The organism is Thauera sp. 2A1 (assembly GCF_009469595.2).
Lineage (GTDB): Bacteria > Pseudomonadota > Gammaproteobacteria > Burkholderiales > Rhodocyclaceae > Thauera.
This window is the reverse complement of the sequence record NZ_SSXV01000003.1, coordinates 94,893-120,217: the sequence shown is the minus strand read 5'-3', so window position 1 is coordinate 120,217 and position 25,325 is coordinate 94,893. Positions and strand designations below refer to the sequence as shown.

Genomic DNA, 25,325 nt, shown 5'->3' with positions numbered 1-25,325 from the left:
TCAGGCCTGCTGCTTGATCAGCAAACCCTTGAGCTTGTCGACCGCCTTCGAGATGGCAAGCACTTCTTCGGACGGAATCTGGCGAATGACCTCGTTGGTCTCGGTGTCCATCACCTTGACCACGGTCTTGCCCGAATCCTTGTCGAGGGAAAACTCGAGACTTTGCGCCATCGGAGCGACCGCCTTGGCAACGTCCTCGAGGGCCTTCTGCAATTCTCCCGCGCTCGGGACTTTCTGGGAGCCGTCCACGGTCTGAGTCTGAACGTTCTCGGGCCGGGTTTCGACCCCTTGCGCCGCGGGCATGCTCCGGCTGGCCTGCGCCTCGCGCGCGACCATGGATTGCATGGATGCGGCGCTACTACTGAGGGGCTGAATCGACATGGTGTGTCCTCCTTATGGACAGACGGCGCGGAGCGTATCTTACGCCCCGCGCCCGTCGTTTGTTTCAGGTCGGCTCAGGCTTAGCGGAGCAGCGACAGCACGTTTTGCGGCAGCGAATTCGCCTGTGCCAGCATCGCGGTACCGGCCTGCTGCAGGATCTGGGTGCGCGACAGGTTGGCGGTTTCGGTCGCGAAGTCGGCATCCACGATGCGGCCGCGGGCGGCGGACTGGTTTTCCGACGCGACCTGCAGGTTGCTGATCACTGCGTCGAAGCGGTTTTGCGACGCACCGAAGTTGGCACGGGCCTTGTTTACTTCCTTCATCGCAGCATCAACGGCATCCATCGCGTCGCGTGCGCCAGAAGCATCGGTGCCCAACGTTGCACTCGATCCGACCGTTGCGGTGGTCATGGCGCCCGCGATGTCCGTCGTTGTGATCGAGATCTGGTTGTCGCCAGACGTGTTTGCACCAACCTGGAAAGTGAATGTGCCGCTATCGCCGCCTGCGCCGGTCAGAAGTTCCTGGCCGTTGAACTTCGTGTTCTTGATGATGCGGTCGTTTTCTTCCGCGAGCTGCTTGAATTCCGAGTCAAGCATGGTGCGGTCGTCGGCGCTATTGGTGTCGTTCGCCGACTGGACGGCCAGCTCGCGCATGCGCTGCAGGTTGTCGCCGATCTTGCCCATCGCGCCTTCAGCCGTCTGTGCCAGCGAGATGCCGTCGTTGGCGTTGCGGACCGCGACGTTCATGCCGCGCACCTGGGTATTCATCCTGTCGGCGATCGCCAGGCCGGCAGCATCATCCTTCGCGCTGTTGACACGCAGGCCCGAGGAGAGGCGCTGCAGGGTGGTGCCCAGGGAGCTCTGGGAAGCGGAGAGATTACGCTGCGCATTGAGCGAAGCCACGTTGGTGTTGATCGTCTGGGCCATGATGTTTCTCCTGGAAGGTCAGGTTGGTCATACACCCGTTGGTTTCGTCGTCGGCCTGGGCGGGTGAGGAGCGTTTCGTTATGCTCTTGGTTGCTTTTACGGTGCCCGGAAGAAATCCTTGAGATAATTTCGCCGGTGCAGCGTAGCTCTTCCGAGCATGAGAGCATTTACGGACGGCAGGGGCGTTCGCTTGAGGTCACTTATCCCTGTTCGTGGCTTCTCGTGCGCCAAGCGCGCCTGGCAGTAATCTGAGTGGCTGCCGGGAATTGGCCGGCGGCACCGCATCCGTTGTGCTGCTCCGAGTTTGAATCGAGAGCCGCAGACACATCGTTGGCCATCAGCGAGATCAACCGTGAAGGCAAAGAGAAATCCCAAGGTCAGCATCATCATGGCAACCCATCTGCGCCCAAAGCTGCTTGCCCGGGCGATCTCCTCGGTGAGGGCGCAGGCATACGCAGAGATCGAACTCATCGTCGTCTCGGACTGCATCTGTCGCGAGACGGATGAAGTGGCCTCGACGCTGCTCGCCGACAACGACGTTTATGTCCGCAGGAATGGTCCACCTGGGCCGGCATACAGCCGGAATCTGGCCCAGAAATTCGCAAGCGGCGATTACTTTCTCTTCCTGGATGATGACGATACGCTCGCGCCGCATTTTCTTCCTTCGATGCTGCAGCATGTCGTCAAACACCCGCACAGCGTCTTATATTGCGATTTCTACGTGATCAACGAAGAGGTCTCCGCCAATGGCGACATGGTCGAGAGCTCACGTGAATACGTGAGCCTTGCGGGGCGCAGCGTCGCTGACCTTTATGTAAAGAATTTCATACCCAACTCTTGTCTCGTTTATCCGCGTGTCTGCCTGAAGGAACATTGGACCGACACGAATCTCAAGTCGATCGAGGACTGGGATTACCTCCTGTCGGTTCTTTCACGGCACGACCTCGTGCATTGTCCCCTCGGTGGTCCGCAGATACACAAGAGGGCAGGGGCTCCCGATTCGAGGGGTCGTTCGGCGGACGCGCAGAACGAGATGCTCCTATCCGACTATCTCCACATCTACAAGAAATGGCCGATTGCCGACGAGGCGGTCAGGGAGCAGCGGCATAAGTTGCTGTCGCAGGTATTTCCCGGCGTACTGCCCAACCGCTGGGTGTAGATGGCGGTTCCCGCTCAGCCGCGGCATGTGAGCAGCCCTCGTCTCGAACGCATCTGGCGAGGGCGCTTCGTGTGGCTTGGCGTCATCCTAAAGTTTGCATGGAATGATCCGTTAGACCCCCCTGAGTAACATCCAGACGTTCCTGAACCGAGCCTCGGGCACGTGCTGGATTTGTCCAGAATTCTCGCCCCAGGGGCGAGGGAAAAGGGGTCGTCATGTCCATCATCAGCGGAATGTCCGGATCGCAGATCTCGGCGCTCACCACTGCCCAGATCCAGAGCCTGTCGACTGCCGACTTCAAGGCAATGTCTTCGGCGCAGATCAATGCCTTGAGTTCGGAGCAGGTTGCCGCAATCGAGACGCAGGATCTTGTGGTCCTCAATGCCAGCCAGATCGCTGCCTTCAATCAGACTGCATTCTCCGATGGCTTGCTGACCTACCAGGCCGAGGCGCTTTCACAGACGCAGGTGAAGGCATTGACGACTAGTCAGCTCAGCATGCTGGGCAGTGAGCAGATCGCGGCCTTGGGTACCGACGTCGCGGCGCTTACGGCGGCGCAGTTGAAGTCATTGTCGAGCGAGCAGCTCAACGCGTTGAGCACGAACCAGATCGCCGCGCTGAAGCCGGCGCAGGTTGCGTCGCTGACGACCGAGCAGATGTCCAAGCTGTCGACGGACAACGTGCAGGCGTTGAGCGCGTCGCAGGTCATGGCGATGACGGTGTCGCAGCTCAACAGCCTGAGCAGTGGGCAGATCGCCGCGCTCGACACCGGTGATGTGGCCGCGCTGACGGTCACGCAGGTGAAGGGGCTGTCGACCGCCAACATCCAGGCATTGAGCTCGGACCAGGCGATGGCGCTGACGGCGGCGCAGATGGCGGCGCTGGGCTCGGACCAGATCCAGGCGCTCGAGACGCAGGATCTGGTGAAGCTGGGTACCGCGCAACTGGGGGCGCTGACGGCGACGCAGGTGAAGTCGCTGACGAGCGAGCAGCTCAACGCCCTCGGCACGGAGCAGATCGCGGGGCTGAAGGCAGCGCAGATTGCGGCGCTGACGACCGAGCAGGTGTCCAAGCTGTCGACGGACAACGTGCAGGCGCTGAGCGCGACGCAGGTCAAGGCGATGACGGTGTCGCAGCTCAACAGCCTGAGCAGCGAGCAGATCGCCGCACTCGACACCGGTGACGTGTCGGCGCTGACGGCCGCGCAGGTGAAGGGGCTGTCGACCGCCAACATCCAGGCATTGAACTCGGACCAGGCGATGGCGCTGACGGCGGCGCAGATGGCGGCGCTGGGCTCGGACCAGATCCAGGCACTCGAGACGCAGGATCTGGTGAAGCTGGGTACCGCGCAACTGGGTGCGCTGACGGCGACGCAGGTGAAGTCGCTGACGAGCGAACAGCTCAACGCCCTCGGCACGGAGCAGATCGCGGGGCTGAAGGCAGCGCAGATTGCGGCGCTGACGACCGAGCAGGTGTCCAAGCTGTCGACGGACAACGTGCAGGCGCTGAGCGCGACGCAGGTCAAGGCGATGACGGTGTCGCAGCTCAACAGCCTGAGCAGCGAGCAGATCGCCGCACTCGACACCGGTGACGTGTCGGCGCTGACGGCCGCGCAGGTGAAGGGACTGTCGACCGGCAACATCCAGGCGCTGACGACTGGTCAGGTCAAGGCAATGATGTACACGCAGATTGCAGCGCTCACGTCGGACCAAGTGGGGGCGATCGAGACATCCGATTTGGTGGCGATGGATTCCGGGCAACTTGGTGCCCTGACTGCGGCACAGGTGCGTTCGTTGAGTTCGGAGCAACTCAACGCACTGGGCACGGACCAGATCGCCGGACTGAAGGCAACGCAGATCGCGGCCTTGACGACGGCACAGGTGTCCAAACTGTCGACCGAGAATGTTGAGGCGCTGACCTCGACGCAGGTGCAGGCGATGACTGCGGCGCAACTCAACGGCTTGAGCAGCGAACAGCTTGCGGCGCTGAACACGGAAGACGTTGCTGCGCTGACTGCCGCGCAGGTCAAGGGCTTGTCCACGAGCAACATTCAGGCGCTGACGACCGGTCAGGTCAAGGCGCTGATGTACACTCAGATCGCAGCGCTGACGACCTCGCAGGTGCAGGCGCTCGAGACGGCGGACCTGGTGGAACTCAGTACGGGCCAGCTCGGCGCGCTGACGGCCGCCCAGATCGGGGGGCTGAGCACCGAACAGATCAATTCCATGACCACCGATCAGATTCAGAGCCTGAGCGCGGCGCAGGTATCGGCATTCACGGTCGAGCAGGTGGGCAAGTTGTCGACCGAAAACCTGCAAGCCCTCACCACCGCACAGGTCAAGGCCCTGACTGCGACCCAGATCGGCGCGCTCGGCACCGAGCAGGTGAGCGCGCTGCAGACCGAGGACCTGGTGCAGTTCTCCGCCGCCCAGATCCAGGCGCTGAGCACCGAGCAAATCCAGTCGGGTCTCTCGACCGACCAGATCAAGGAGCTGACCACGAGCCAGATTGCAGCACTGACGACGTCGCAGATCCAGGAAGGCTTGAGCACCGAACAGGTCAAGGCCTTGACCTCGGCGCAGGTTCAGGCGCTAACTCCGACCCAGGTCGCGGCGATGACCAACGATCAGATCCAGCAGCTCAATTTCGGTTGATCTTGCCGGCTGATTTCAGCGTCAGTCGCATCGGCACGCCTCCAGGCGCTTCAGGGCTTATACCCTGAGCCGCTGGAGGCGTCGTCATTTTCGGAGTTTTTCCCTTGAGCGAAATGAAGGACGTCGATTACGCCGGCATCGTCAATCTGATCTGGCAGCGCAAGCTGGAATTTCCGCAAGTGCTGAACTATGCGAATCAGCTCGAGGCCGCGCGACTCACGGGGCTTGTGGCGGTGCTGTATCAGACCTGGCTCAAGCGCAATCGCAGCGCCTACGATCACTTCGCCTGGTTCAATCTCGGCGTGACGCTGTTCGGCGAGGGAGACATTGCCGGCGCGCGCGAGGCCTACGAACAGGCGATCCGTCTGGCGCCCAACTTCGTGCAGCCGAGGTTCAACCTCGGACTCGTCCATGAACGCCTGGGACAGCCTGACGCAGCGACCGAGCAATGGTTGTGGATTGAGGAGCATGCCTCGCCGGAGAAGCCGGACGAGCGCGCGATCCTGATCGCGGCGCTGAACAGCCGTGGGCGCCTCGGCGAGAGCCGCAAGCAGTATGCGGATGCGCAGGCCTGCCTCGAGCGCAGCCTGTCGCTCGACCCGAACCAGCCCGACGTGCTGCATCACTGGGTGTTCCTGCGCGAGAAGCAGTGCCTGTGGCCGGTATATTCCGCACCGGCGGGGGTCGATCCCGAGCTGATGCAGCGATCCACGTCGGTGCTTGCAATGATCAGTCTCTCCGACGATCCGGCCGAGCAGCTTGCTGCCGCGATGAATTACGCACGCCGCAAGATCCCGGCCGATCTCCCTGTACTGGCTCCGGCCGAGGGCTATCGTCACGACAGGATCCGTATTGGCTATTGTTCGTCGGATTTCTGCCTGCATCCCGTCGCGATGCTGACCGCCGAACTCTTCGAGCTTCACGATCGAGACAAATTTGAAGTGTATGGCTTCTGCTGGTCACCTGACGACGGCTCATCCCTGCGTCAACGTGTGGTGAAAGCATTCGATCACTACATCCGCATCGACGCGCTCGACGATGCGGCATCGGCGCAGCTCATCCGCGAGCATGAAATCGATATCCTGATCGATCTGCATGGCCAGACGCGCGGTGCGCGGACCCAGATGCTCGCCTATCGTCCTGCACCCATCCAGATCACCTACCTCGGCCTGCCCGCGACGACCGGGCTGCCGTGCATCGACTACGTCATCGCCGATCGCTTCCTCATTCCGGAGGAAGAGGCGAAGCACTACTCCGAAACGCCGCTCTACATGCCCGACGTCTATCAGGTGAGCGACCGCAAGCGGCTGTGCTCCCCTGCGCCGACGCGGAAGGCCTGCGGCCTGCCGCCGGAGGGTTTTGTCTTCTGCTCCTTCAACAACAACTACAAGTACACCGCTGAGGTGTTCGACGTCTGGATGAACATCCTGCGACGCGTGCCGGGAAGCGTGTTGTGGTTGCTGTCGGACAACCCCTGGTCTGAGGGAAACCTCCGGCGCGAGGCGAGCGCCAGAGGGATCGACGAGGGCCGGATCTTCTTCTCGGAACGTGTGGCACCCGAGCATTACCTTGCCCGCTATGCGGTACCGGACCTGTTCCTGGATACCTTCCCCTTCAACGCCGGGACGACTGCGAACGATGCGCTGTGGATGGGCTTGCCCGTGCTGACGCGGTCTGGGCGCTGTTTCGCCTCCCGCATGGCCGGTGCATTGCTGACGGCTGCGGGATTGCCGGAACTGATCACTTACGACTTTCAGGCCTATGAAGACAGGGCGGTCGAACTCGCGACCACGTCGGGGGCCTGCCTGCGCTTGCGTGAGCGTCTGGAAGAGGTGCGCGATAAGGGCATTTTGTTCGACACACCGCGCTTCGTGCGCAACCTTGAGCAGCGCCTGATCGAATTGAACGCAGCCCGGCGCTGAAGCGTGCGGCGGCGACTTCGCGCGAAATGCCTGCGCGCCGATGGCTGGCGCTGCCGCTGCCCAAGGGTTCTTCGCGCGCGCAAACGTGCCCCCTCTGACAGTTTCAGGACGTTCCGCCACGCTGTCCGCTGTATGGTCGGGTCGCGTTCTGTCACAATCGGGTTTTTATTCGCCATGAATACCGGCGGCGCGGCGCGACCTTATTGCGACTGTCCGGCGATTCGCATCATGCATTATCCCTTCACGATCATCATTGGCGATGGCATGCGCCTGCGGCGCTATCTGGCGCAGCAGGACGTGGCGCAGGCCTTCAGCCGCACGCGCTGGGTCGAACCGGAACGGATCGAGGATGAATTTCCAGGCGCCTGGCGCTGGAGCGACGCGGTGTGCGCACTCTTCTCCCAGCCCCACCGCTGGCGCGCCGACAGCCTGCCGGGCAACCTGCGGAGCCTGTGCCGCGAAGCCAAGATGCTCGACCGCCAGGTCATCTTCCATGTGGACTTCGAGAGCGACCTGCGGCGCATGAGCCTGCCTTTCGGGGCGGACTACACGATGCGGCTGTGAGGGCTGCAAGCGGCTCGTGCCGGCTCCCATCGCCGCAGGCTTCGTCTTTCCGTCAGGTGTTCTTCTTGAGGCGGTAATTCAACTGCGGGCGCGTGAGGCCGAGCAGCCGCGCCGCGGCGGAAAGGTTGCCGTTGGCGCGTTGCACTGCACGCTGCAGGAGTTCGTTCTCGAGCGAATCGAGCGACATGCCCGAATCCAGCACCGCATCCGGCAGGTCGGTGTCTGCAGGGGCGCCCGCCGCGGCGGGCTTGCTCGCCACCAGTCCGTCTTCGCCCAGCGAGGCATGAGCGGATTCCTGCGGGACGGCACCGACGAACAGGTGCTCGACCTCGATCCAGCCATTGTGGGGCGCGAGGATCACGCCACGCTCGATGACGTTTTCCAGCTCGCGCACGTTGCCGGGCCAACTGTGCGATTTGAGCGCGCGCATGGCCTTGTCGGTGACGCCCGCCACCCGCTTGTCGTGCAAGGTGCAGAAGCGCGCGACCATCGCCTCGACCAGCGGCGGGATGTCGGCGACGCGCTCGCGCAGCGGCGGGATCGTGATCGGGTAAACGTTGAGGCGGTAGAACAGGTCGCGGCGGAAGCGGCCGGCGGCGACGGCTTCCTGCAGGTTGACGTTGGTGGCCGCCACCAGGCGCACATTGACCTTGCGCGAACGCTCGTCGCCCAGGCGCTCGATCTCGCCCTCCTGCAGCACGCGCAGCAGCTTGGCCTGGGCCGATAGCGGCAATTCGCCGAGCTCGTCGAGGAACAGGGTGCCGCCGTCGGCGCGCTCGAACTTGCCGGCGCGCGACGCATGCGCGCCGGTGAAGGCGCCGCGCTCGACGCCGAAGAGTTCGGATTCGATCAGCTCGTCGGGCAGGGCGGCGCAGTTGACGGCGACGAAGGGGGCGGTGTGGCGCGGGCTGAGATCGTGCAGCGCGCGCGCAAAGCGCTCCTTGCCGACGCCGGTTTCGCCCAGCAGCAGCACCGTGACGCTGGTGGGGGCGGCCTTCACCGCGAGGTCGTAGGCGTGCAGGAAGGTGGCGCAGTTGCCGATGAGGCTGGGCGACTTGTTGCGGCAGGCGATGCTGCGGCGCATGGCTTCCATTTCTTCGTGCAGCTCGAGCAGGCGGCCGACGATGGAATCCGCCTCGAAGTAGGTCCTGAGCGCATCGGCATCCGGCCATTCGTCCACCGGGCGGCCGATGATGCGGCAGTGCGGCGCGCCAGTGGCGCTGCACTCCATTTCCTTGAACAGGATGAACTCGCCCATGAAGGCGGTGGTGTAGCCGGAGGCGTAGCCGATCTGCATCCAGCACACCGGGTGGTCAACTTCGCCGAAGGTCTGCACGTGCGCTTCGGCTTCCCACGAGTGGTGCCAGAGGAATTCGCCGTAGAACTGCTTGCTGCCGCGGTTGACCTCGAGCCGTACCGGCTCGACCTGGACCGACCCTTCGAGCATGTGCAACTGGGGGCCGACGACGAAGGCGTCCACCAGATCGCCGGCGCCGCGCACCTTGCGCGCCAGTTCCGCGTCGCGCAGGCCCGAGGCGAAGCCCATGCGGGTGAGGATGCGGCGAGCCTGCTCCATGCCGACTGACTCGATCAGCTCCTTGCGCAGTTCGGCGAGGGCGCCGGCATGCAGCAGCACCATCCTGTGTTCGCCCAGCCAGATCAGGCTGTCTTCGCTGGAAAAGCGCAACAAGCGCCTCAGATCGGAATCTTCCGGATACCGGATGCTGCTCAAGCCTGTCTCCTCGTCATCCCGTCGAACGCGGGTTCTGGTGCGCGCCCACGCACCGGATTGCCCGGGGCGGCCGTCTGACACTCTTCTTCTTATAACACGTGGGCGAACGGCTTTCCGTGACGCAGGCCGCCCACTCCCGCAAGAACTCTCTCGAAACTGAATATTAATCTCGAAATTCGATCCATGGCCAACCGTTGCTGAGCTGGTGCGTCGAATGGCGGCCTTTGACCCGGCACGACGGGGTGAGGTGCTGCAATGCAAAAAACTGCTTTGATCATTTGGTGAAGTGATGAAGTCGATTTGATCATTTCATCATTCAATAAAATATGAAAACTTCAACCAATGCCTCTGGCCTCGGATGGTTTTGATGTAAATCAATAACTTGAACATTCTGGCACGGCTCTTGAGTGTAGTGGTGGAGTGGCGGAGGCCACTGCATCAAAACAGACGGAGCCCCGGCAGATGGAGACAGAAAAACCTACGATCGACGTGACCAAGAAGTACGTGCGACTCATCGAGCGCCGTGCGGACGGATTCGTCGAGTTCGAGTTCGCCATCGGCGAGCCCGAGATCTACGCAGAAATGCTGCTGCCTGGAGAGGCTTACGAAGCGTTCTGCAAGAGCAATGAAGTGATTCATCTTGGCCCCCGCGAGGAGCAGGCCGAAGGTGATGGTTCCGAGTGGGACTGGAACCTGCATCAGGCAACCCACGAGCGATTCCGTTGAATCGCTGATCAATCGACAGGAGGAGAATTCATGCAAATCGATTTGCGTACGGTGACCATCAAGCCCCTGCGGCACACCTTCGACAACATTGCCCGCCGCATCGGCGGCGACAAGCCGGCCTCCCGCTACCAGGAAGGCACGCTGGACATGCAGCAGACGGCCAACTTCCACTATCGCCCGACGTGGGACCCGGCGCACGACATCTACGACGCGTCGCGTACTGCGATCAAGATGGCCGACTGGTACGCCTTCAAGGATCCGCGCCAGTTCTATTACGGCGCCTACACGATGGCGCGTGCCAAGCAGCAGGACACGGCGGAAGCCAACTTCGACTTCGTCGAGAACCGCGGCCTGGCCGCGACGCTGCCGGAAGCGGTGCGCGACACGGCGCTGAAGTTGCTGGTGCCGCTGCGCCACGTGGCGTGGGGCTCGAACATGAACAACGCGAGCATCTGCGCCTACAGCTACGGCACCGGCTTCTCGCAGCCGCATATCTTCCACTCGATGGACCAGCTCGGCATTGCCCAGTACCTCACTCGCGTCGGTCTGCTGCTCGGCGACGTCGCGTCGCTCGACGAAGGCAAGCGCGCCTGGATGGATGACGACGCCTGGCAAGGTCTGCGCCGTTACGTCGAGGACTCCTTCGTGGTCAAGGATCCGGTCGAGCTTTTCGTCGTGCAGAACGTCGTGCTCGACGGCCTGATGTACCCGCTGGTGTACGAGACCATCGTCGATGACGTGCTCGCATCCAAGGGCGGGACTGCCGTCGCGATGCTGACCCAGTTCATGACCGACTGGTTCGCCGAGACGAAGAAGTGGGCCGACGCGACGGTCAAGATCGCGGCGGCCGAATCGGCCGAGAACAAGGAAATCATGACCAAGTGGCTGACGGCCTGGCGCGATCGCGCGGCTGCCGCGCTGCTGCCGGTGGCCCGCATTGCACTGGGTGATCGTACCGACGAGCTCATGGGCGAAGTCGTTCAGCAATTCAATGCCCGCATGGCGAAAGCCGGCGTGGCCATCTAAGGAGACACCTGGATGTCGACCGTATTCCTCGCGCTGCAAACCAACGAAGAAACCCGCCCGATCATCGAGGCGATCCTGCAGGACAACCCGAGCGCCGTCGTGGATGAGCAGCCGGCGATGGTGAAGATCAATGCCGATGGCAGGCTCGTGGTGCGCCGCCAGACGATCGAGGACATCACCGGCCGTGACTACGACCTGCAGGAGCTGCAGGTGAACATGATCACGATGTCGGGCAACCTCGATCAGACCGACGACGAAATCACCCTTTTCTGGAAAGCCTGAGCCCCCAAGGAGACAACGACATGGACATGACTGTTGCCAAGAAGAAACTGGGTCTGAAAGAACGCTATGCCGTGATGACGCGCGGCCTCGACTGGACGCCGTCGTATCAGAAGATGGAGGACATCTATCCGTACATCACCTACGAAGGCATCAAGATCCACGACTGGGACAAGTGGGAAGACCCGTTCCGCCTGACGATGGACGCCTACTGGAAGTATCAGGCCGAGAAGGAGCGCAAGCTGTACTCGGTGCTCGATGCCTTCACCCAGAACAACGGCCACCTCAACGTGACCGACGCGCGCTACCTGAACACCGTCAAGCTGTTCCTGAGCGGCATCAGCCCGCTGGAATACGTGGCGCACCGCGGCTTCGCCCATGCCGGCCGCCAGTTCCCCGGCCCCGGCCCGCGCGTCGCCTGCCTGATGCAGTCGCTCGACGAGATCCGCCACGCCCAGACCCAGGTGCATGCGGTGTCGAACTACAACAAGTACTACAACGGCATGCATGACTTCCATCATGCGCACGACCGCGTGTGGTTCCTGTCGGTGCCGAAGTCGTTCTTCGACGACGCGATCACCGCCGGCCCGTTCGAGTTCATGGTCTCGATCGGCTTCTCGTTCGAGTACGTGCTGACCAACCTGCTGTTCGTGCCCTTCGTCTCGGGCGCGGCCTACAACGGCGACATGGCGGCGATGACCTTCGGCTTCTCGGCGCAGTCCGACGAAGCGCGCCACATGACGCTGGGCCTGGAAGTCATCAAGTTCATCCTCGAGCAGGATCCCGACAACGTGCCCATCGTGCAGCGCTGGATCGACAAGTGGACCTGGCGCGGCTACCGCGTGCTGACCCTGGTCGCGATGATGATGGACTACATGCTGCCGAAGCGCACGATGAGCTGGAAGGAGTCGTGGGAGATCTACTTCGAGGAGAACGGCGGCGCGCTGTTCAAGGATCTGGCCCGCTACGGCATCAAGATGCCGCAGTGCGCCGAGCAGATCGCCCTCGAGAAGGACCACCTGTCGCACCAGGCCTGGAGCACCTTCTACAACTACGCTGCGGCCGCCAACTTCCACACCTGGATGCCGGACGAGGACGAGATGGCCTGGCTGTCGGCGAAGTACCCGAACAGCTTCGACAAGCTCTACCGTCCGCGCTACGAGTTCTGGCGCGAACAGGCTGCCAAGGGCAACCGCTTCTACAACAAGACGCTGCCCATGCTGTGCCAGACCTGCCAGATCCCGATGATCTTCACCGAGCCGGGCGATCCGACCAAGATCTGCTACCGCGAAGTCGATTACAAGGGCGACAAGTACCACTTCTGCTCCGACCACTGCAAGGCGATCTTCGAGCACGAGCCGGAGAAGTATGTGCAGGCCTGGATGCCGGTGCACCAGATCTACCAGGGCAACTGCTTCCCCGAAGGCACCGATCCGACGGTGGAAGGCTTCGATCCGCTCGCCGCGGTGCTGAAGTACTACCACCTCGAGCACGGTCGCGACAACCTCGACTTCGACGTTTCCGAGGACAAGAAGAACTTCGCCGAGTGGCGTGGCCAGGCAACGAAGAACATCTGATGCCGCACACCGCGGGCGCTCGGGCGCCCGCGGGATTCACGAGTTAGCAAGGAGACAACACATGGCTGTTGCTGCCGTTTCGAAATACGAATTCGCCCCTGCCGACACGCAGGACAAGTTCCACGGTGCCCAGTTGCTGTACATCGGTTGGGAAGACCATCTGCTGTTCTGCGCGCCGTTCGCGTTCCCGTTCCCGGCGACCATGCGCTTCGGCGACGTCGTCGCCGGGCCGATGCAGGCCGCCTTCGGCTACCACCCCGACTTCGCGCAGATCGACTGGGCGAAGGCCGAGTGGTTCAAGTCGGGCAAGCCCTTCACGCCCGATTTCGACAAGTCGCTGGCCGAGAACGGCCTCAAGCACAAGGACGTGATCCGCTTCCGTACCCCGGGCCTCACCGGCATCAAGGGCTCCTGCAGTTGATCGTCTTGGCGGACGGCGGCCCGCATGGCGGGTCGCCGTCCCATCCCCGACCGAGGACGGAGAGAACGGAAAAGAACCATGAGCTACGAACTGACCATTGAACCGATCGGCCAGACCATCGAGGTCGAGGACGACCAGACCATTCTCGATGCCGCGCTGCGCGCCGGCATCTGGCTGCCGCACGCCTGCTGCCACGGCCTGTGCGCGACCTGCAAGGTGCAGGTGCTCGACGGCGAGATCGACCACGGCGAGGCCTCGAGCTTCGCGCTGATGGATTTCGAGCGCGACGAAGGCAAGACGCTGGCCTGCTGTGCGCGCCTGCAGAGCGACGTGACCATCGAGGCCGAGATCGAGGAAGAACCCGATGCCGAGAACATCCCGGTGCGCGACTTCCCCGGCACCGTGGTGCGTGTCGAGGCGCTGACGCCGACGATCAAGGGCATCTTCATCGAGCTCGACGAGCCGATGCACTTCCAGGCCGGCCAGTACATCAACTTCGACATCGAGGGTGGCGCCTACAGCCGTGCCTTCTCGCTGGCGAATCCGCCTTCGACCGGACGCACGGTAGAGCTGAACATCCGCATCGTCGCCGGCGGCAAGGGCACCACCTGGGTGCACGAAAACCAGAAGGTGGGCGACCGCGTGAAGTTGTCCGGCCCTTATGGCCGCTTCTTCGTGCGCAAGTCGGCGCCCGAGGCGCTGATCTTCATGGCGGGCGGTTCCGGCCTGTCGAGCCCGCGCTCGATGATCCTCGACCTGCTCGAGGCCGGCGACGCGCGCCACATGACGCTCGTCTATGGCCAGCGCAATCGCGCCGAGCTGTACTACCACGACGAGTTCCTCGCGCTCGCCGAGAAGCATCCCAACTTCACCTATGTGCCGGCCTTGTCGGACGAGCCGGCCGATTCGGGCTGGACGGGCTTCCGCGGTTTCGTGCACGAGGCGGCCAAGGCGCACTTCGACAACGACTTCCGCAACCACAAGGCTTACCTGTGCGGTCCGCCGATGATGATCGACGCCTGCATCACCACGCTGATGCAGGGGCGGCTGTTCGAACGCGACATCTACATGGAGAAGTTCTTCTCTGCCGCAGATGCGCAGCAGGTGCGCAGCCCGCTGTTCAAGAAGGTTTGAGCTAGATCAACAAATATCGAGATTTCACTCGCGTCTCGTGAATCGGACGCTATGCTTGGTTGGTTCGTTTTTTTGCTCTGCAACCCGCGTCGATCCGGCCGCCACAGGCCGGACGAGCAAATTTCTGGAGGAGAAACTCTATGGCAATGACTGGCGTACTGCGTCCCGGCCACATCTCGCTGCGCGTGCTGGATCTCGAGGAGGGCATCAACTTCTACAAGAACACGCTGGGTCTCGTCGAGACCGGGCGTGACAACCAGGGCCGCGTCTATTTCAAGACCTGGGACGAGCGCGACCACAACAGCGTCCTGATCCGCGAGGCGGACGAGGCGGGTGTCGATTTCTTCGCGTTCAAGGTGGCCGACAAGGCCACGCTGGAGAAGCTCGACGCCGACCTGAAGGCCTACGGCTTGACCACCGAGCGCATCCCGGCGGGCGAAATGCTCGAGACCGGCGAGCGCGTCCGCTTCAAGATTCCGTCGGGCCACTTCATCGAGCTGTATGCCGAGAAGACCGACATCGGCAACGGCCAGTCGTACGTCAACCCGGATCCGTGGATCGCCGACGCCGAGCGCGGCATCGCGCCGACCCGCATGGACCACTGCCTGCTGTACGGTCCGGACATCGAGAAGGTGCAGGAGATCTTCGAGAAGGTCCTCGGCTTCTATCTCGTCGAGCACGTCGTGATGGAAGACGGCAAGACCGACCTGGCGATCTGGCTGTCGTGCTCGATCAAGGCCCACGACATCGCCTTCGTGCGTCACCCGGAGCCGGGCAAGCTGCACCACATCTCGTTCAAGCTCGATAGCTGGGAAAAGGTGCTGCGTGCCGCCGACATCATGTCGATGAATCGCATCTCCATCGACATCGGCCCGACCCGCCACGGCATCACCCGCGGTACCACGATCTACGCGTTCGACCCGTCCGGCAACCGCTTCGAGACCTTCTGCGGCGGCTACGACGGCTACCCGGACTACAAGGCGATCAAGTGGACCTGGGACCAGGTCGGCCCGGGCATCTTCTACCACGACCGCAAGCTCAACGAGCGCTTCCTGACCGTGGTGTCCTGAGCCTTGGGGTGCAACAAAGGAAAGCGGCCTTCGGGCCGCTTTTTTTCTGGTGCGCCCGGCAGGGCGCACCTCGATTTTCGTCGGTCGCCGTGGGGCAGCCGGCTCAGGCACGTTGCGAGAAGAAATCCACCGGCAGGCGCTTGACCGCGTCCAGGGTACGCAGGATGTGCTCGGACAGGATGGAGCTGGCGCGGGCGGCGTCGCGCGCCAGCGTGGCGTCGAACAAGGCGTGGTGCTCGGCGTGGATGTCGCGCGTGATCGGCTGCCGGAAAAGGCTCACCCGGCGGTAGCGTTCCGACTGCTGATACAGGATCTGCTGGAAGTGGCGTATCCAGCGCGAGGTGCTGGCGGCGATCAGCGCTTCGTGGAAGGCGCGGTTGCACTTCTCCCATTCCTCGGTGGTGGAGTCGTCGTTGTCGCATAGCTTCTGCTCGGCGCGGGTGAGACGGTGGAAGGCGGCGACCAGGGCGGCTTCCCAGGCGTCGTCGCCGCGTGCGATCGACTGGCGCAGCGCCTCGGTTTCGAGCAGCACGCGGGTGTGGCTGATGTCCTCGCAGTCGGCGATGGAGATCGGCGCCACGCGGAACCCACGCTGCCCCTGCGCCACGACCAGGGCATCGGTCACCAGCAGCAGCAGCGCCTCGCGCAGCGTGCCGGCGCCGACTTCATATTGATCCTTCAGGTGCTCGACGCGCAGCTTTTCGCCGGGGGCGTAGATTCCTTCGATGATGTCACGCCGCAGGCGAAGGTACGCCGCCTCGACCAGCGTCTTTGGCTCCTGTGTCTGGTCGATGTCGATCCCTGGAGAGGCGTGCTGGTCGCGCATGATGCGGTCGCTGAATAGAATGTTCACGAATCAATTTTAGCCGAGCGTGAATCGCAGAGGGATATTCACAAAGCTATATTGAAATCTCGAGATTAATTATTGACTTCGAGATTGACGGGTACTATCTTTCTGCGTTCAGATCAGCATCAGACCTGTTCAAACACAATTCGCGACAAGGAGACGCTCATGAAAGTCGCTGTGCCCCAAGCCACCGTGTCCTGGGAGGCCGGCCATGCTGCCGTGCAGGCGGCCGTTCGGCATGCCGAGTCCCTCGGGGTTCTCATCAATGTCGCAGTGACCGACGTTGGCGGTAACCTCATCTCCTTCCTGCGCATGCCCGGCGCCTTCCCGCAGTCGATCGACATCGCCATCGACAAGGCCTACACGTCCGGCGGCTTCGGTTTCCCGACCAAGCAGTGGATGTCGATCTTCGGCGACAACGAAGGCATGAAGTTCGGCTTCTCGGCGCGTCCGCGCCTGGTCGTGTTCGGTGGTGGTCTGCCGATCCGGGTGAACGGCGAGCTGATTGGTGGCATTGGCGTTTCCGGCGCATCGGAAGAGCAGGACGCGGAGTGCGCGCGGGCCGGCCTGGTGGCGATCGGCGCGGACGACGTGCAACTTTGAATCAGGAGCAGGCGGGATGAGCATCTCGAGCCCCGAGATCGGTCGCAGCATCGTCGCGGCGGGCATTCGAACCAACTACCATGACGTCGGCGACGGGTTCCCGCTGCTGATGATCCACGGTTCAGGTCCCGGTGTGTCGGCCTGGGCCAACTGGCGCCTGGTGATGCCGGAACTGGCGAAGCGCTCGCGCGTGATCGCGCCCGATATGGTGGGCTTCGGCTTTACCGAGCGTCCCGCAGGGCAGAAGTACGACATGGATGTCTGGGTCGAGCAGGCCGTCGGCTTGCTGGACGCGCTCGGCATCGAGCGCGCCGATCTGGTGGGCAACTCCTTCGGTGGCGCGCTGGCCCTGGCGCTGACCATCCGCCATCCGCAGCGGGTGCGTCGCCTGGTGCTGATGGGCAGCGTCGGCGTGCCGTTCGAGATCACGGAAGGACTGGATGCGGTGTGGGGCTACGAGCCCTCGTTCGAGAACATGCGCCGCATCATGGACTACTTCGCCTGGGACCGTTCGCTGGTGAACGACGAACTGGCGAAGCTGCGCTACGAGGCCAGCATCCGTCCCGGCTTCCAGGAATCCTTCTCGGCCATGTTCCCGGCGCCGCGTCAGCGCTGGGTCGACGCGATGACGAGCAGCGAAGCGGACATCCGCGCGATCCCGCATGAAACCCTGGTGATCCACGGTCGCGACGACCAGGTCATTCCGCTGTCGACCTCGCTGACCCTGGCCAACTGGATCTCGCGCTCGCAACTGCATGTCTTTGGCCGTTGCGGGCACTGGACGCAGATCGAACATTCGGCACGCTTCGCCCGTCTGGTCGGCGATTTCCTGGCGGAGGCGCAGGCCGACGAGCCGAAGGCGCTCGACTGATTGCAGGCGCGCGGCGGGGCGGCCCTCTCCCTCTCCCCTCGCTCCGCCGCGTGCCCTGCATTCTCATGCGCAGCAATGGCAATTTTGATGAAACCCTCGATGAATCTTCACCTCTCAGACAAGCGGGCAGCGTTGACCGGCTCAGCCTCGGGAATCAGTCTCACCACCGGCCACCAGCCGGCGGAGGAGGGTGAGGGAGTGGTGATCAAGGGCCGCGAGGCGGCTGTCATGCAGGCGGCGGGGTTCGCAGCCTGAGATTGATTCAACCAAGCTATCTCACAGAGAACGAAGGCGATGAGCAAGAAAATCAAGTGCGCGCTGATCGGTCCCGGCAACATCGGCACCGACCTGCTCTACAAACTCAAGCGTAGCCCGGTGCTCGAGCCGGTGTGGATGGTCGGCATCGACGCCACCTCCGAAGGCCTCACCCGCGCGCGTGAAATGGGTCTCAAGACCACCGCCGACGGCGTGGATGGCCTGCTGCCGCACGTGAAGGAAGACGGCATCCAGATCGCCTTCGACGCGACCTCGGCCTATGTGCATGCCGAGAACAGCCGCAAGCTGAACGAGTTGGGCGTGCTGATGATCGACCTCACGCCGGCGGCGATCGGCCCCTACTGCGTGCCCCCGGTCAACCTGGTCGAGCATGTCGGCAAGGGCGAGATGAACGTGAACATGGTCACCTGCGGCGGCCAGGCGACGATCCCGATGGTGGCCGCGGTGTCTCGTGTGCAGCCGGTGAAGTACGGCGAGATCATCGCCACCGTGTCGAGCAAGTCGGCCGGCCCCGGCACGCGCAAGAACATCGACGAATTCACCCGCACTACCGCGGGCGCCGTCGAACGCGTCGGCGGCGCGAAGCAGGGCAAGGCGATCATCATCCTGAATCCGGCCGATCCGCCGCTGATCATGCGCGACACGGTGCACTGCCTGACCGAAGGCGAGCCCGACCAGGCGAAGATCACCGACTCGATCCACGCCATGATCAAGGAAGTGCAGAAGTACGTGCCCGGCTACAAGCTGGTGAATGGCCCGGTGTTCGACGGCAACCGCGTGTCGGTGTACCTGGAGGTTGAAGGCCTGGGCGACTACCTGCCGAAGTACGCCGGCAACCTGGACATCATGACCGCGGCCGCCGCGCGCACTGCCGAGATGTTCGCCGAAGAGATCATCGCCGGCCGTCTCACCCTCGAACCCAACCGCGCCGTCATGGCAGCCTGAAGGAGATGACGATGGATCTTCGCGGCAAGAAAATCACCCTGCACGACATGACCCTGCGCGACGGGATGCACCCGAAGCGCCACCTGATGACGCTCGAGCAGATGAAGAGCATTGCCGTCGGCCTCGACGAGGCGGGCGTGCCGCTGATCGAAGTCACGCACGGCGACGGCCTGGGCGGCAGCTCGGTGAACTACGGCTTCCCGGCGCACACCGACGAGGAATACCTCGGCACCGTGATCCCGCTGATGAAGCAGGCCAAGGTGTCGGCGCTGCTGCTGCCGGGCATCGGCACGGTTGACCACCTGAAGATGGCGCATGAACTGGGCGTGCACACCATCCGTGTCGCCACCCACTGCACCGAGGCGGACGTCTCCGAGCAGCATATCGGCATGGCGCGCAAGCTCGGCATGGACACTGTCGGCTTCCTGATGATGAGCCACATGAACAGCGTCGAAGGGCTGATCGGCCAGGCGAAGCTGATGGAAGGCTACGGCGCCAACTGCATCTACATCACCGACTCCGCCGGCTACATGCTGCCGGACGAAGTGAGGACCAAGCTGGGCGCGGTGCGCCAGGCGCTCAAGCCCGAGACCGAATTGGGCTTCCACGGCCACCACAACCTCGCCATGGGCGTGGCCAACTCGATCGCCGCCGTCGAAGCCGGTGCCAACCGCGTAGACGCGGCCGCCGCAGGCCTGGGCGCGGGTGCCGGCAACACGCCGATGGAAGTGCTGGTCGCCGTGTGCGCGCGCATGGGCATCGAGACGGGCGTGGACGTGTTCAAGATCCAGGACGTGGCCGAAGACCTGGTCGTGCCCATCATGGATTTCCCGATCCGCTGCGACCGCGATGCGCTGACGCTGGGCTATGCCGGCGTGTATGGCTCCTTCCTGCTGTTCGCCAAGCGTGCCGAGAAGAAGTACGGCATTCCGGCACGCGAACTGCTCGTCGAACTGGGCCGTCGTGGCATGGTGGGCGGCCAGGAAGACATGATCGAGGACACGGCGATCACGATGTCGAAGGCGCGCAAGCAGGCGGCCTGAGCGTCGATCACGGCGCGCGTCGTGCGCGACGCGCCGCACGTGGATTTTGCAGGGTTGCGGTGATCGGCCTGGAACGGCCGCCGCCGCGCACAACGAGGGGAGGGATAGCGATGCCTTTGGCTGAAATCACGATGATTGAAGGACGCACCGAGGACCAGAAGCGCGCGGTGATCGAGAAGGTCACCCAGGCGCTGGTCGAAGCGGTCGGTGCGCCGATCCAGACGGTGCGCGTGGTAATCCGCGAGGTGCCGAAGACGAACTGGGGCATTGGCGGCGTGTCTGCCAAGGATCTGGGGCGCTGAGCAACAGGTCGCATTGCCACCATGCGGCGATGAACTCGGTCCCGAGCCCTTCGCCGCAATGACTCGATGCCATTCGGCCGGAAGCGTTTGCGACCGGCCGAATTCTTTTCAGACTTCCGACGCCGCGCGTAGGGCGGCGCCATGTTCGGGGTGATCGAATGAGCGAAGCAAGCAAGGCCGCTGAGGTGGTGTCTGCGGGGCCGGCGCCGGTGACGCGCATCGCGCGGCGCCATGCGCGGCCGGGGCATGAGCCGCAGTACGAGGCGTTGATCCGCGAGATGTTTGGCAAGATGCGCGCTTTCCATGGCTTCATGGGCGCGGACATGATTCCGCCCGAGCAGCCTGGCGGCTGCTATCAGGTGGTGGTCAATTTCGCCTCGGAAGCGGACCTGCAGCGCTGGGACGAGTCGTCCGTGCGTGCCGAGATGCATCGTCGCATCCGCGAGGTGGCCGAAGACGACCCCGACTATCGCCGCCTCAGCGGGCTCGAGGCCTGGTTTGCCGGTACGGTGGTGCCTGCATCCATGCATCCGCCGCGCTTTCGCATGGCGGTCGTGACCTGGATGGGCATCTTCCCGGTAGTGTCCTTCTACCTGTGGCTGGTTTCGCTGTGGCCGGGTTTCCTCGAGCAGCCCTTCCTGCCGCGCACGGCGGTGTTCACCGCAGTGATCGTGGTGACCATGACCTGGGTGGTGATGCCGCGGCTGACGAAAGTGATGCGCGGCTGGCTCAACCCGAAGCCCAAGCAATAGGGGCGCGGGGGGAAAGCCGGGCCGGTCGGGTATAATTTCGGGCTTCTGCAGGCGCGCAAAGCCTGGGGACCCTTCTCATTCCCGCCTCGACCGACATGACCTCGATCCTCAAACTGCGTGGCGCTGCGGCGCTGTCCCGTACCCGTCTGGAACGCCTTTCCCGCGCCGCGGGCGAGGTGCTGGCCAAGCTGAAGGGGCTCGCAGCCGAGCACTGGTATTTCATCGAATTGTCGGCGGCGCTGACCGCGGAGGAGCTGGCACGGCTGGTCGATCTGCTGGGCGCCCATCCGGCGACGGAGCAGGCGCCGGCCGGCACGCTGCTACTCGTCGTGCCGCGCCTGGGAACGATCTCGCCGTGGTCGTCGAAGGCCACCGACATCGCCCGGCAATGCGGCTTCGACAAGATCGTGCGCATCGAGCGCGGCACCGCGTACACGGTGGATGCGAAGGACGCCGGCAAGAGCACGGCGCTGCTGGCGCTGCTGCACGACCGCATGACCGAATCGGTGCTGCCGACGCTGGACCAGGCCGACGAGCTCTTCCACCACTATGCACCGCAGCCGCTCACCAGCGTCGACATCCTCGCCGGCGGCCGTGCGGCGCTCGAGGCCGCCAACGGCGAGCTGGGCCTGGCGCTGTCGGAGGACGAGATCGACTACCTGGTCGACAACTTCGGCCGCATGGGCCGCAACCCCACCGACGTCGAGCTGATGATGTTCGCGCAGGCGAACTCCGAGCACTGCCGGCACAAGATCTTCAATGCCGACTGGGTCATCGATGCGCGGCCGATGGACAAGTCCCTGTTCGGCATGATCAAGGACACGCACAAGGCGCATCCGCAAGGCACGGTGGTGGCGTATTCCGACAACGCCTCCATCATCGAGGGCGCAACGATCGAGCGCCTGTACCCGGACGCCGACGGCGTGTGGCGCTACCACACCGAAGAGACCCACATCCTCGCCAAGGTGGAGACGCACAACCACCCGACGGCGATCTCGCCCTTCCCGGGGGCGGCGACCGGCGCCGGCGGCGAGATCCGCGACGAAGGCGCGACGGGGCGCGGCTCGCGTCCGAAGGCAGGGTTGGCCGGTTTCTCGGTGTCGAACCTGAACATCCCCGGTTTCGAGCAGCCCTGGGAGACCGCCAACGGCAGGCCCTACGGCAAGCCGGAGCGCATCGCCTCCGCGCTCGACATCATGATCGAGGGCCCGATCGGCGCCGCTGCCTTCAACAATGAATTCGGCCGGCCCAACCTCGCCGGCTACTTCCGCAGCTTCGAGCAGGAAGTGCAGGGCGAGGTGCGCGGCTACCACAAGCCCATCATGATCGCCGGCGGCCTCGGCAGCATCCAGGCGCAGCAGTCCGAAAAGCCGACCTTCCCGCCCGGCACGCTGCTGATCCAGCTCGGCGGCCCGGGCATGCTGATCGGCCTGGGCGGCGGCGCCGCCTCGTCGATGGCGACCGGCACCAACACCGCCGACCTCGACTTCGCCTCGGTGCAGCGCGGCAACCCCGAGATCCAGCGCCGCTGCCAGGAGGTGATCGATGCCTGCTGGCAGCTCGGTGAGCGCAACCCGATCATCGCCATCCACGACGTCGGCGCTGGCGGCTTGTCGAACGCGATGCCCGAGCTCGCCGACCACGCCGGCCTGGGCGCGCATTTCGAGCTGCGCGAGGTGCACATCGAGGAGCCGGGCATGAGCCCGCGCGAGATCTGGTCCAACGAATCGCAGGAGCGCTACGTGCTCGCGATCGCGCCCGAGAGCCTCGAGCAGTTCCGCGCCTTCTGCGAGCGCGAGCGCTGCCCGTTCGCGGTACTGGGCACGGCGACCGCCGATGGCCATCTCACCGTGAGCGACCGCCACTTCGGCAACAAGCCGGTCGACATGGACATGAAGGTGCTGCTCGGCAAGCCGCCGAAGATGACGCGCAACGTGTCGCGCCGCGCCACTTTCCTGCCGCCTTTCGACACCACCGACATCGACCTCAGGGAGGCCGGCATGCGCGTGCTGCGCATGCCTGCGGTGGCGAGCAAGAACTTTCTCATCACCATCGGCGACCGTTCGGTGGGCGGCCTGACCGCGCGCGACCAGTTCGTCGGCCCGTGGCAGATTCCGGTGGCCGACGTCGCCGTCACCGCGATGAGCTTCCACGGCTACCGCGGCGAAGCCTTCGCGGTGGGCGAGCGCACCTCGGTGGCGTGCGTCGATGCGCCGGCCTCCGGCCGCATGGCGATCGGCGAGGCCATCACCAACATCGCCGCGGCCGACATTGCCACCATCGGCGACGTCAAGCTGTCGGCCAACTGGATGGCGGCCGCGGGCCACCGCGGCGAGGATGCCAAGCTGTTCGACACGGTGAAGGCCGTGTCTGAGTTCTGCATCGCGGCCGGGCTGTCGATTCCGGTCGGCAAGGATTCGCTGTCGATGCGCACCGCGTGGAAGGATGGCGACGAGGACAAGCAGGTCGTCGCGCCGCTGTCGCTGATCGCCACCGCCTTCGCGCCGGTGCAGGACATCCGCCGCACGCTGACTCCGCAACTGCAGTTGCCCGAAGGCGTCGAGACGGAACTGCTGCTGATCGACCTCGGCAACGGTCGCAACCGTCTCGGCGGATCGGCGCTGGCGCAGGCGTACAACGCGGTGGGCGAGCATGCGCCGGACGTCGATCCCGCCCAGCTCGCCACCTTCTTCGCCACCATCCAGCGCCTGCGTGGCGATGGCCTGCTGCTGGCCTACCACGACCGCGGCGACGGCGGCCTGTTCGCCACCGTGTGCGAGATGGCCTTCGCCGCCCGCTGCGGCCTGTCGCTGGTTCTCGACACCGTGTGCTACGACCAGTACATGAACGACGTGGACGGCCTGGAGAAGAAGCCCGACACGCTGAAGGGCCGCTTCGGCGACAAGCTCTTCGCGGGCTTGTTCGCCGAGGAACTGGGCGCGGTGATCCAGATCCGCCGTGACGACCGTGCGAAGATCACCGAGGCGCTGCGCGAGGCGAGGCTCGCTTACCACTTCATCGGCGAGCCCAACGACAAGGACGAGATCCGCTTCCGCCGCAACGCCAAGCTGGTGTTCGGCGCCAGCCGCACCGAGCTGCTGCAGGCCTGGTCGGAAACCAGCTACCAGATCGCGCGCCTGCGTGACGACGCCGACAGCGTGCAGCAGGAGTTCGACGGCCTGGCCGATGCTGCCGATCCCGGCCTGTCGGTGTCGCTGTCCTTCGACGTCGCCGAGGACGTCGCCGCGCCCTTCATCGCCATCGGCGCGCGGCCGCAGGTCGCGGTGCTGCGCGAACAGGGCGTGAATTCGCAGTTCGAGATGGCGGCAGCCTTCGAGCGCGCCGGCTTCGCCCCGGTGGATGTGCACATGTCCGACCTGCAGACCGGCCGCATCGATCTGGCCAATTTCCATGGCCTGGCGGCCTGCGGCGGCTTCTCTTACGGCGACGTGCTCGGCGCCGGCCAGGGCTGGGCCAAGTCCATCCTGTTCAACAGCCGCCTGCGCGACGAGTTCGAGGCCTTCTTCCGCCGCAGCGACACGTTCGCGCTGGGCGTGTGCAATGGCTGCCAGATGATGGCCCACCTCGCGCCCATCATCCCCGGCGCCGAAGCCTGGCCGACCTTCCACCGCAACCGTAGCGAACAGTTCGAGGCGCGCTTCGCGATGGTCGAGGTCGTCGACAGCCCGTCAATCTTCTTCAAGGGCATGGCCGGCAGCCGCATGCCCATCGTCGTCAGTCACGGCGAGGGCAGGGCGATGTTCGCGCGGGATTCCGATCGTGCGGCCGCGCTGCTGGCGCTGCGCTACATCGACAACCATGGCAAGCCGACCGAAACCTATCCGAAGAACCCGAACGGTTCGCCGGCGGGCGTCACCGGCTTCACCACCGCCGATGGCCGCTTCATGATCATGATGCCGCACCCGGAGCGCACCGCCCGCACGCTGCAGATGTCGTGGGCGCCGCAGTGGCTGGTGGACAAGAGCCCGGACGCCTCGCCGTGGCTGCGCATGTTCCGCAACGCGCGCGTCTGGCTGGGCTGAGCTCGATCGGGCTCAGGGTGCGACATTCTGGCACTCCACCGCCGCACCTTCGTGGTGCATAGTTCCAGCTTC

General features: G+C 64.1%; 23 protein-coding genes. 19 read left to right on the top strand and 4 right to left on the bottom strand.

The genetic code is table 11. The features are described 5' to 3' along the window. On the bottom strand, positions 1 to 381 hold the full coding sequence (locus GH664_RS04155) for a flagellar protein FlaG (protein ID WP_153166868.1): 381 nt from the start codon (positions 379 to 381) through the stop codon (positions 1 to 3). An 80-nt stretch (positions 382 to 461) separates the two neighbouring features. Then, positions 462 to 1,307, bottom strand: coding sequence for a flagellin domain-containing protein (locus tag GH664_RS04150; RefSeq protein WP_153166867.1), 846 nt, complete (start codon positions 1,305 to 1,307; stop codon positions 462 to 464). Between the two features lie 352 nt (positions 1,308 to 1,659). Between GH664_RS04150 and GH664_RS04145 the strand changes: the two genes are divergently transcribed. From GH664_RS04145 to GH664_RS04125, 4 genes are all read left to right on the top strand, one after another. Continuing rightward, the gene (locus tag GH664_RS04145; protein ID WP_153166866.1) at positions 1,660 to 2,466 is read left to right on the top strand and encodes a glycosyltransferase; all 807 of its coding nucleotides are present in this window, start codon (positions 1,660 to 1,662) and stop codon (positions 2,464 to 2,466) included. 215 nt (positions 2,467 to 2,681) lie between these two features. After that, complete coding sequence (locus tag GH664_RS04135) at positions 2,682 to 5,120, top strand: heme utilization protein (protein ID WP_153166865.1); 2,439 nt, start codon at positions 2,682 to 2,684, stop codon at positions 5,118 to 5,120. Positions 5,121 to 5,233: 113 nt separating this feature from the next. Continuing rightward, on the top strand, positions 5,234 to 7,042 hold the full coding sequence (locus GH664_RS04130; protein ID WP_153166997.1) for a tetratricopeptide repeat protein: 1,809 nt from the start codon (positions 5,234 to 5,236) through the stop codon (positions 7,040 to 7,042). Between the two features lie 228 nt (positions 7,043 to 7,270). Continuing rightward, positions 7,271 to 7,606 (top strand): hypothetical protein, encoded by a 336-nt coding sequence (locus GH664_RS04125; RefSeq protein ID WP_153166864.1) that lies wholly within the window; start codon positions 7,271 to 7,273, stop codon positions 7,604 to 7,606. Between the two features lie 52 nt (positions 7,607 to 7,658). Here the strand turns inward: GH664_RS04125 and GH664_RS04120 are convergent, their stop codons facing one another. Continuing rightward, positions 7,659 to 9,338, bottom strand: a complete 1,680-nt coding sequence (locus GH664_RS04120) for a sigma-54-dependent Fis family transcriptional regulator (protein WP_153166863.1) — start codon at positions 9,336 to 9,338, stop codon at positions 7,659 to 7,661. A 462-nt stretch (positions 9,339 to 9,800) separates the two neighbouring features. On the opposite strand from GH664_RS04120, the gene GH664_RS04115 reads away from it, so the two are divergent. From GH664_RS04115 to GH664_RS04085, 7 genes are all read left to right on the top strand, one after another. Beyond that, positions 9,801 to 10,064 carry a phenol hydroxylase subunit gene (locus tag GH664_RS04115; protein WP_153166862.1) on the top strand — a complete coding sequence of 88 codons (264 nt, stop codon included), beginning with the start codon at positions 9,801 to 9,803 and terminating at the stop codon, positions 10,062 to 10,064. Positions 10,065 to 10,094: 30 nt separating this feature from the next. Continuing rightward, positions 10,095 to 11,090 carry an aromatic/alkene monooxygenase hydroxylase subunit beta gene (locus GH664_RS04110; RefSeq protein WP_153166861.1) on the top strand — a complete coding sequence of 332 codons (996 nt, stop codon included), beginning with the start codon at positions 10,095 to 10,097 and terminating at the stop codon, positions 11,088 to 11,090. Between the two features lie 12 nt (positions 11,091 to 11,102). Continuing rightward, positions 11,103 to 11,372 carry an MmoB/DmpM family protein gene (locus tag GH664_RS04105; RefSeq protein WP_153166860.1) on the top strand — a complete coding sequence of 90 codons (270 nt, stop codon included), beginning with the start codon at positions 11,103 to 11,105 and terminating at the stop codon, positions 11,370 to 11,372. Positions 11,373 to 11,392: 20 nt separating this feature from the next. Then, a complete protein-coding gene (locus tag GH664_RS04100) occupies positions 11,393 to 12,946 on the top strand; it encodes an aromatic/alkene/methane monooxygenase hydroxylase/oxygenase subunit alpha (protein ID WP_153166859.1) in 1,554 nt (517 codons plus the stop codon). A gap of 61 nt (positions 12,947 to 13,007) precedes the next feature. After that, positions 13,008 to 13,367 (top strand): phenol hydroxylase subunit P4, encoded by a 360-nt coding sequence (locus tag GH664_RS04095; RefSeq protein ID WP_153166858.1) that lies wholly within the window; start codon positions 13,008 to 13,010, stop codon positions 13,365 to 13,367. A 78-nt stretch (positions 13,368 to 13,445) separates the two neighbouring features. Beyond that, positions 13,446 to 14,501: an NADH:ubiquinone reductase (Na(+)-transporting) subunit F gene (locus tag GH664_RS04090; RefSeq protein WP_153166857.1), complete on the top strand. Its 1,056-nt coding sequence runs from the start codon at positions 13,446 to 13,448 to the stop codon at positions 14,499 to 14,501. A gap of 140 nt (positions 14,502 to 14,641) precedes the next feature. Then, positions 14,642 to 15,571, top strand: a complete 930-nt coding sequence (locus GH664_RS04085; RefSeq protein WP_153166856.1) for a catechol 2,3-dioxygenase — start codon at positions 14,642 to 14,644, stop codon at positions 15,569 to 15,571. A gap of 103 nt (positions 15,572 to 15,674) precedes the next feature. Here GH664_RS04085 and GH664_RS04080 read toward each other — a convergent pair whose 3' ends face one another. After that, positions 15,675 to 16,397, bottom strand: coding sequence for an FCD domain-containing protein (locus GH664_RS04080; RefSeq protein WP_153166996.1), 723 nt, complete (start codon positions 16,395 to 16,397; stop codon positions 15,675 to 15,677). 186 nt (positions 16,398 to 16,583) lie between these two features. Here GH664_RS04080 and GH664_RS04075 point away from each other — a divergent pair, with 186 nt between their 5' ends. The 8 genes from GH664_RS04075 to purL all read left to right on the top strand — a co-directional run bounded on the left by GH664_RS04075 (position 16,584) and on the right by purL (position 25,253). Next, positions 16,584 to 17,021, top strand: coding sequence for a heme-binding protein (locus GH664_RS04075; RefSeq protein ID WP_153166855.1), 438 nt, complete (start codon positions 16,584 to 16,586; stop codon positions 17,019 to 17,021). A gap of 16 nt (positions 17,022 to 17,037) precedes the next feature. Next, positions 17,038 to 17,892, top strand: a complete 855-nt coding sequence (locus tag GH664_RS04070) for an alpha/beta fold hydrolase (protein ID WP_153166854.1) — start codon at positions 17,038 to 17,040, stop codon at positions 17,890 to 17,892. A 99-nt stretch (positions 17,893 to 17,991) separates the two neighbouring features. After that, positions 17,992 to 18,147, top strand: coding sequence for a hypothetical protein (locus GH664_RS04065; RefSeq protein ID WP_153166853.1), 156 nt, complete (start codon positions 17,992 to 17,994; stop codon positions 18,145 to 18,147). Positions 18,148 to 18,186: 39 nt separating this feature from the next. Beyond that, entirely contained in the window at positions 18,187 to 19,113 is a 927-nt protein-coding gene (locus GH664_RS04060) for an acetaldehyde dehydrogenase (acetylating) (RefSeq protein WP_153166852.1), read from the top strand. 11 nt (positions 19,114 to 19,124) lie between these two features. Continuing rightward, entirely contained in the window at positions 19,125 to 20,156 is a 1,032-nt protein-coding gene (gene dmpG / locus GH664_RS04055; RefSeq protein ID WP_153166851.1) for a 4-hydroxy-2-oxovalerate aldolase, read from the top strand. A 110-nt stretch (positions 20,157 to 20,266) separates the two neighbouring features. Further along, on the top strand, positions 20,267 to 20,458 hold the full coding sequence (locus tag GH664_RS04050) for a 2-hydroxymuconate tautomerase (protein WP_004357990.1): 192 nt from the start codon (positions 20,267 to 20,269) through the stop codon (positions 20,456 to 20,458). A 158-nt stretch (positions 20,459 to 20,616) separates the two neighbouring features. Further along, complete coding sequence (locus GH664_RS04045; RefSeq protein ID WP_153166850.1) at positions 20,617 to 21,210, top strand: antibiotic biosynthesis monooxygenase; 594 nt, start codon at positions 20,617 to 20,619, stop codon at positions 21,208 to 21,210. Between the two features lie 95 nt (positions 21,211 to 21,305). Further along, a complete protein-coding gene (gene purL, locus GH664_RS04040; protein ID WP_153166849.1) occupies positions 21,306 to 25,253 on the top strand; it encodes a phosphoribosylformylglycinamidine synthase in 3,948 nt (1,315 codons plus the stop codon). Positions 25,254 to 25,325: the final 72 nt, after the last annotated feature.

Bases quoted from the DNA above. Each gene is read 5' to 3' on its own strand.
- GH664_RS04155 (WP_153166868.1), bottom strand. From the start codon at position 381: ATGTCGATTCAGCCCCTCAGTAGTAGCGCCGCATCCATGCAATCCATG.
- GH664_RS04150 (WP_153166867.1), bottom strand. From the start codon at position 1,307: ATGGCCCAGACGATCAACACCAACGTGGCTTCGCTCAATGCGCAGCGT.
- GH664_RS04135 (WP_153166865.1), top strand. From the start codon at position 2,682: ATGTCCATCATCAGCGGAATGTCCGGATCGCAGATCTCGGCGCTCACC.
- GH664_RS04130 (WP_153166997.1), top strand. From the start codon at position 5,234: ATGAAGGACGTCGATTACGCCGGCATCGTCAATCTGATCTGGCAGCGC.
- GH664_RS04125 (WP_153166864.1), top strand. From the start codon at position 7,271: ATGCATTATCCCTTCACGATCATCATTGGCGATGGCATGCGCCTGCGG.
- GH664_RS04115 (WP_153166862.1), top strand. From the start codon at position 9,801: ATGGAGACAGAAAAACCTACGATCGACGTGACCAAGAAGTACGTGCGA.
- GH664_RS04110 (WP_153166861.1), top strand. From the start codon at position 10,095: ATGCAAATCGATTTGCGTACGGTGACCATCAAGCCCCTGCGGCACACC.
- GH664_RS04105 (WP_153166860.1), top strand. From the start codon at position 11,103: ATGTCGACCGTATTCCTCGCGCTGCAAACCAACGAAGAAACCCGCCCG.
- GH664_RS04100 (WP_153166859.1), top strand. From the start codon at position 11,393: ATGGACATGACTGTTGCCAAGAAGAAACTGGGTCTGAAAGAACGCTAT.
- GH664_RS04095 (WP_153166858.1), top strand. From the start codon at position 13,008: ATGGCTGTTGCTGCCGTTTCGAAATACGAATTCGCCCCTGCCGACACG.
- GH664_RS04090 (WP_153166857.1), top strand. From the start codon at position 13,446: ATGAGCTACGAACTGACCATTGAACCGATCGGCCAGACCATCGAGGTC.
- GH664_RS04085 (WP_153166856.1), top strand. From the start codon at position 14,642: ATGGCAATGACTGGCGTACTGCGTCCCGGCCACATCTCGCTGCGCGTG.
- GH664_RS04080 (WP_153166996.1), bottom strand. From the start codon at position 16,397: ATGCGCGACCAGCACGCCTCTCCAGGGATCGACATCGACCAGACACAG.
- GH664_RS04075 (WP_153166855.1), top strand. From the start codon at position 16,584: ATGAAAGTCGCTGTGCCCCAAGCCACCGTGTCCTGGGAGGCCGGCCAT.
- GH664_RS04070 (WP_153166854.1), top strand. From the start codon at position 17,038: ATGAGCATCTCGAGCCCCGAGATCGGTCGCAGCATCGTCGCGGCGGGC.
- GH664_RS04065 (WP_153166853.1), top strand. From the start codon at position 17,992: ATGAATCTTCACCTCTCAGACAAGCGGGCAGCGTTGACCGGCTCAGCC.
- GH664_RS04060 (WP_153166852.1), top strand. From the start codon at position 18,187: ATGAGCAAGAAAATCAAGTGCGCGCTGATCGGTCCCGGCAACATCGGC.
- dmpG (WP_153166851.1), top strand. From the start codon at position 19,125: ATGGATCTTCGCGGCAAGAAAATCACCCTGCACGACATGACCCTGCGC.
- GH664_RS04050 (WP_004357990.1), top strand. From the start codon at position 20,267: ATGCCTTTGGCTGAAATCACGATGATTGAAGGACGCACCGAGGACCAG.
- GH664_RS04045 (WP_153166850.1), top strand. From the start codon at position 20,617: ATGAGCGAAGCAAGCAAGGCCGCTGAGGTGGTGTCTGCGGGGCCGGCG.
- purL (WP_153166849.1), top strand. From the start codon at position 21,306: ATGACCTCGATCCTCAAACTGCGTGGCGCTGCGGCGCTGTCCCGTACC.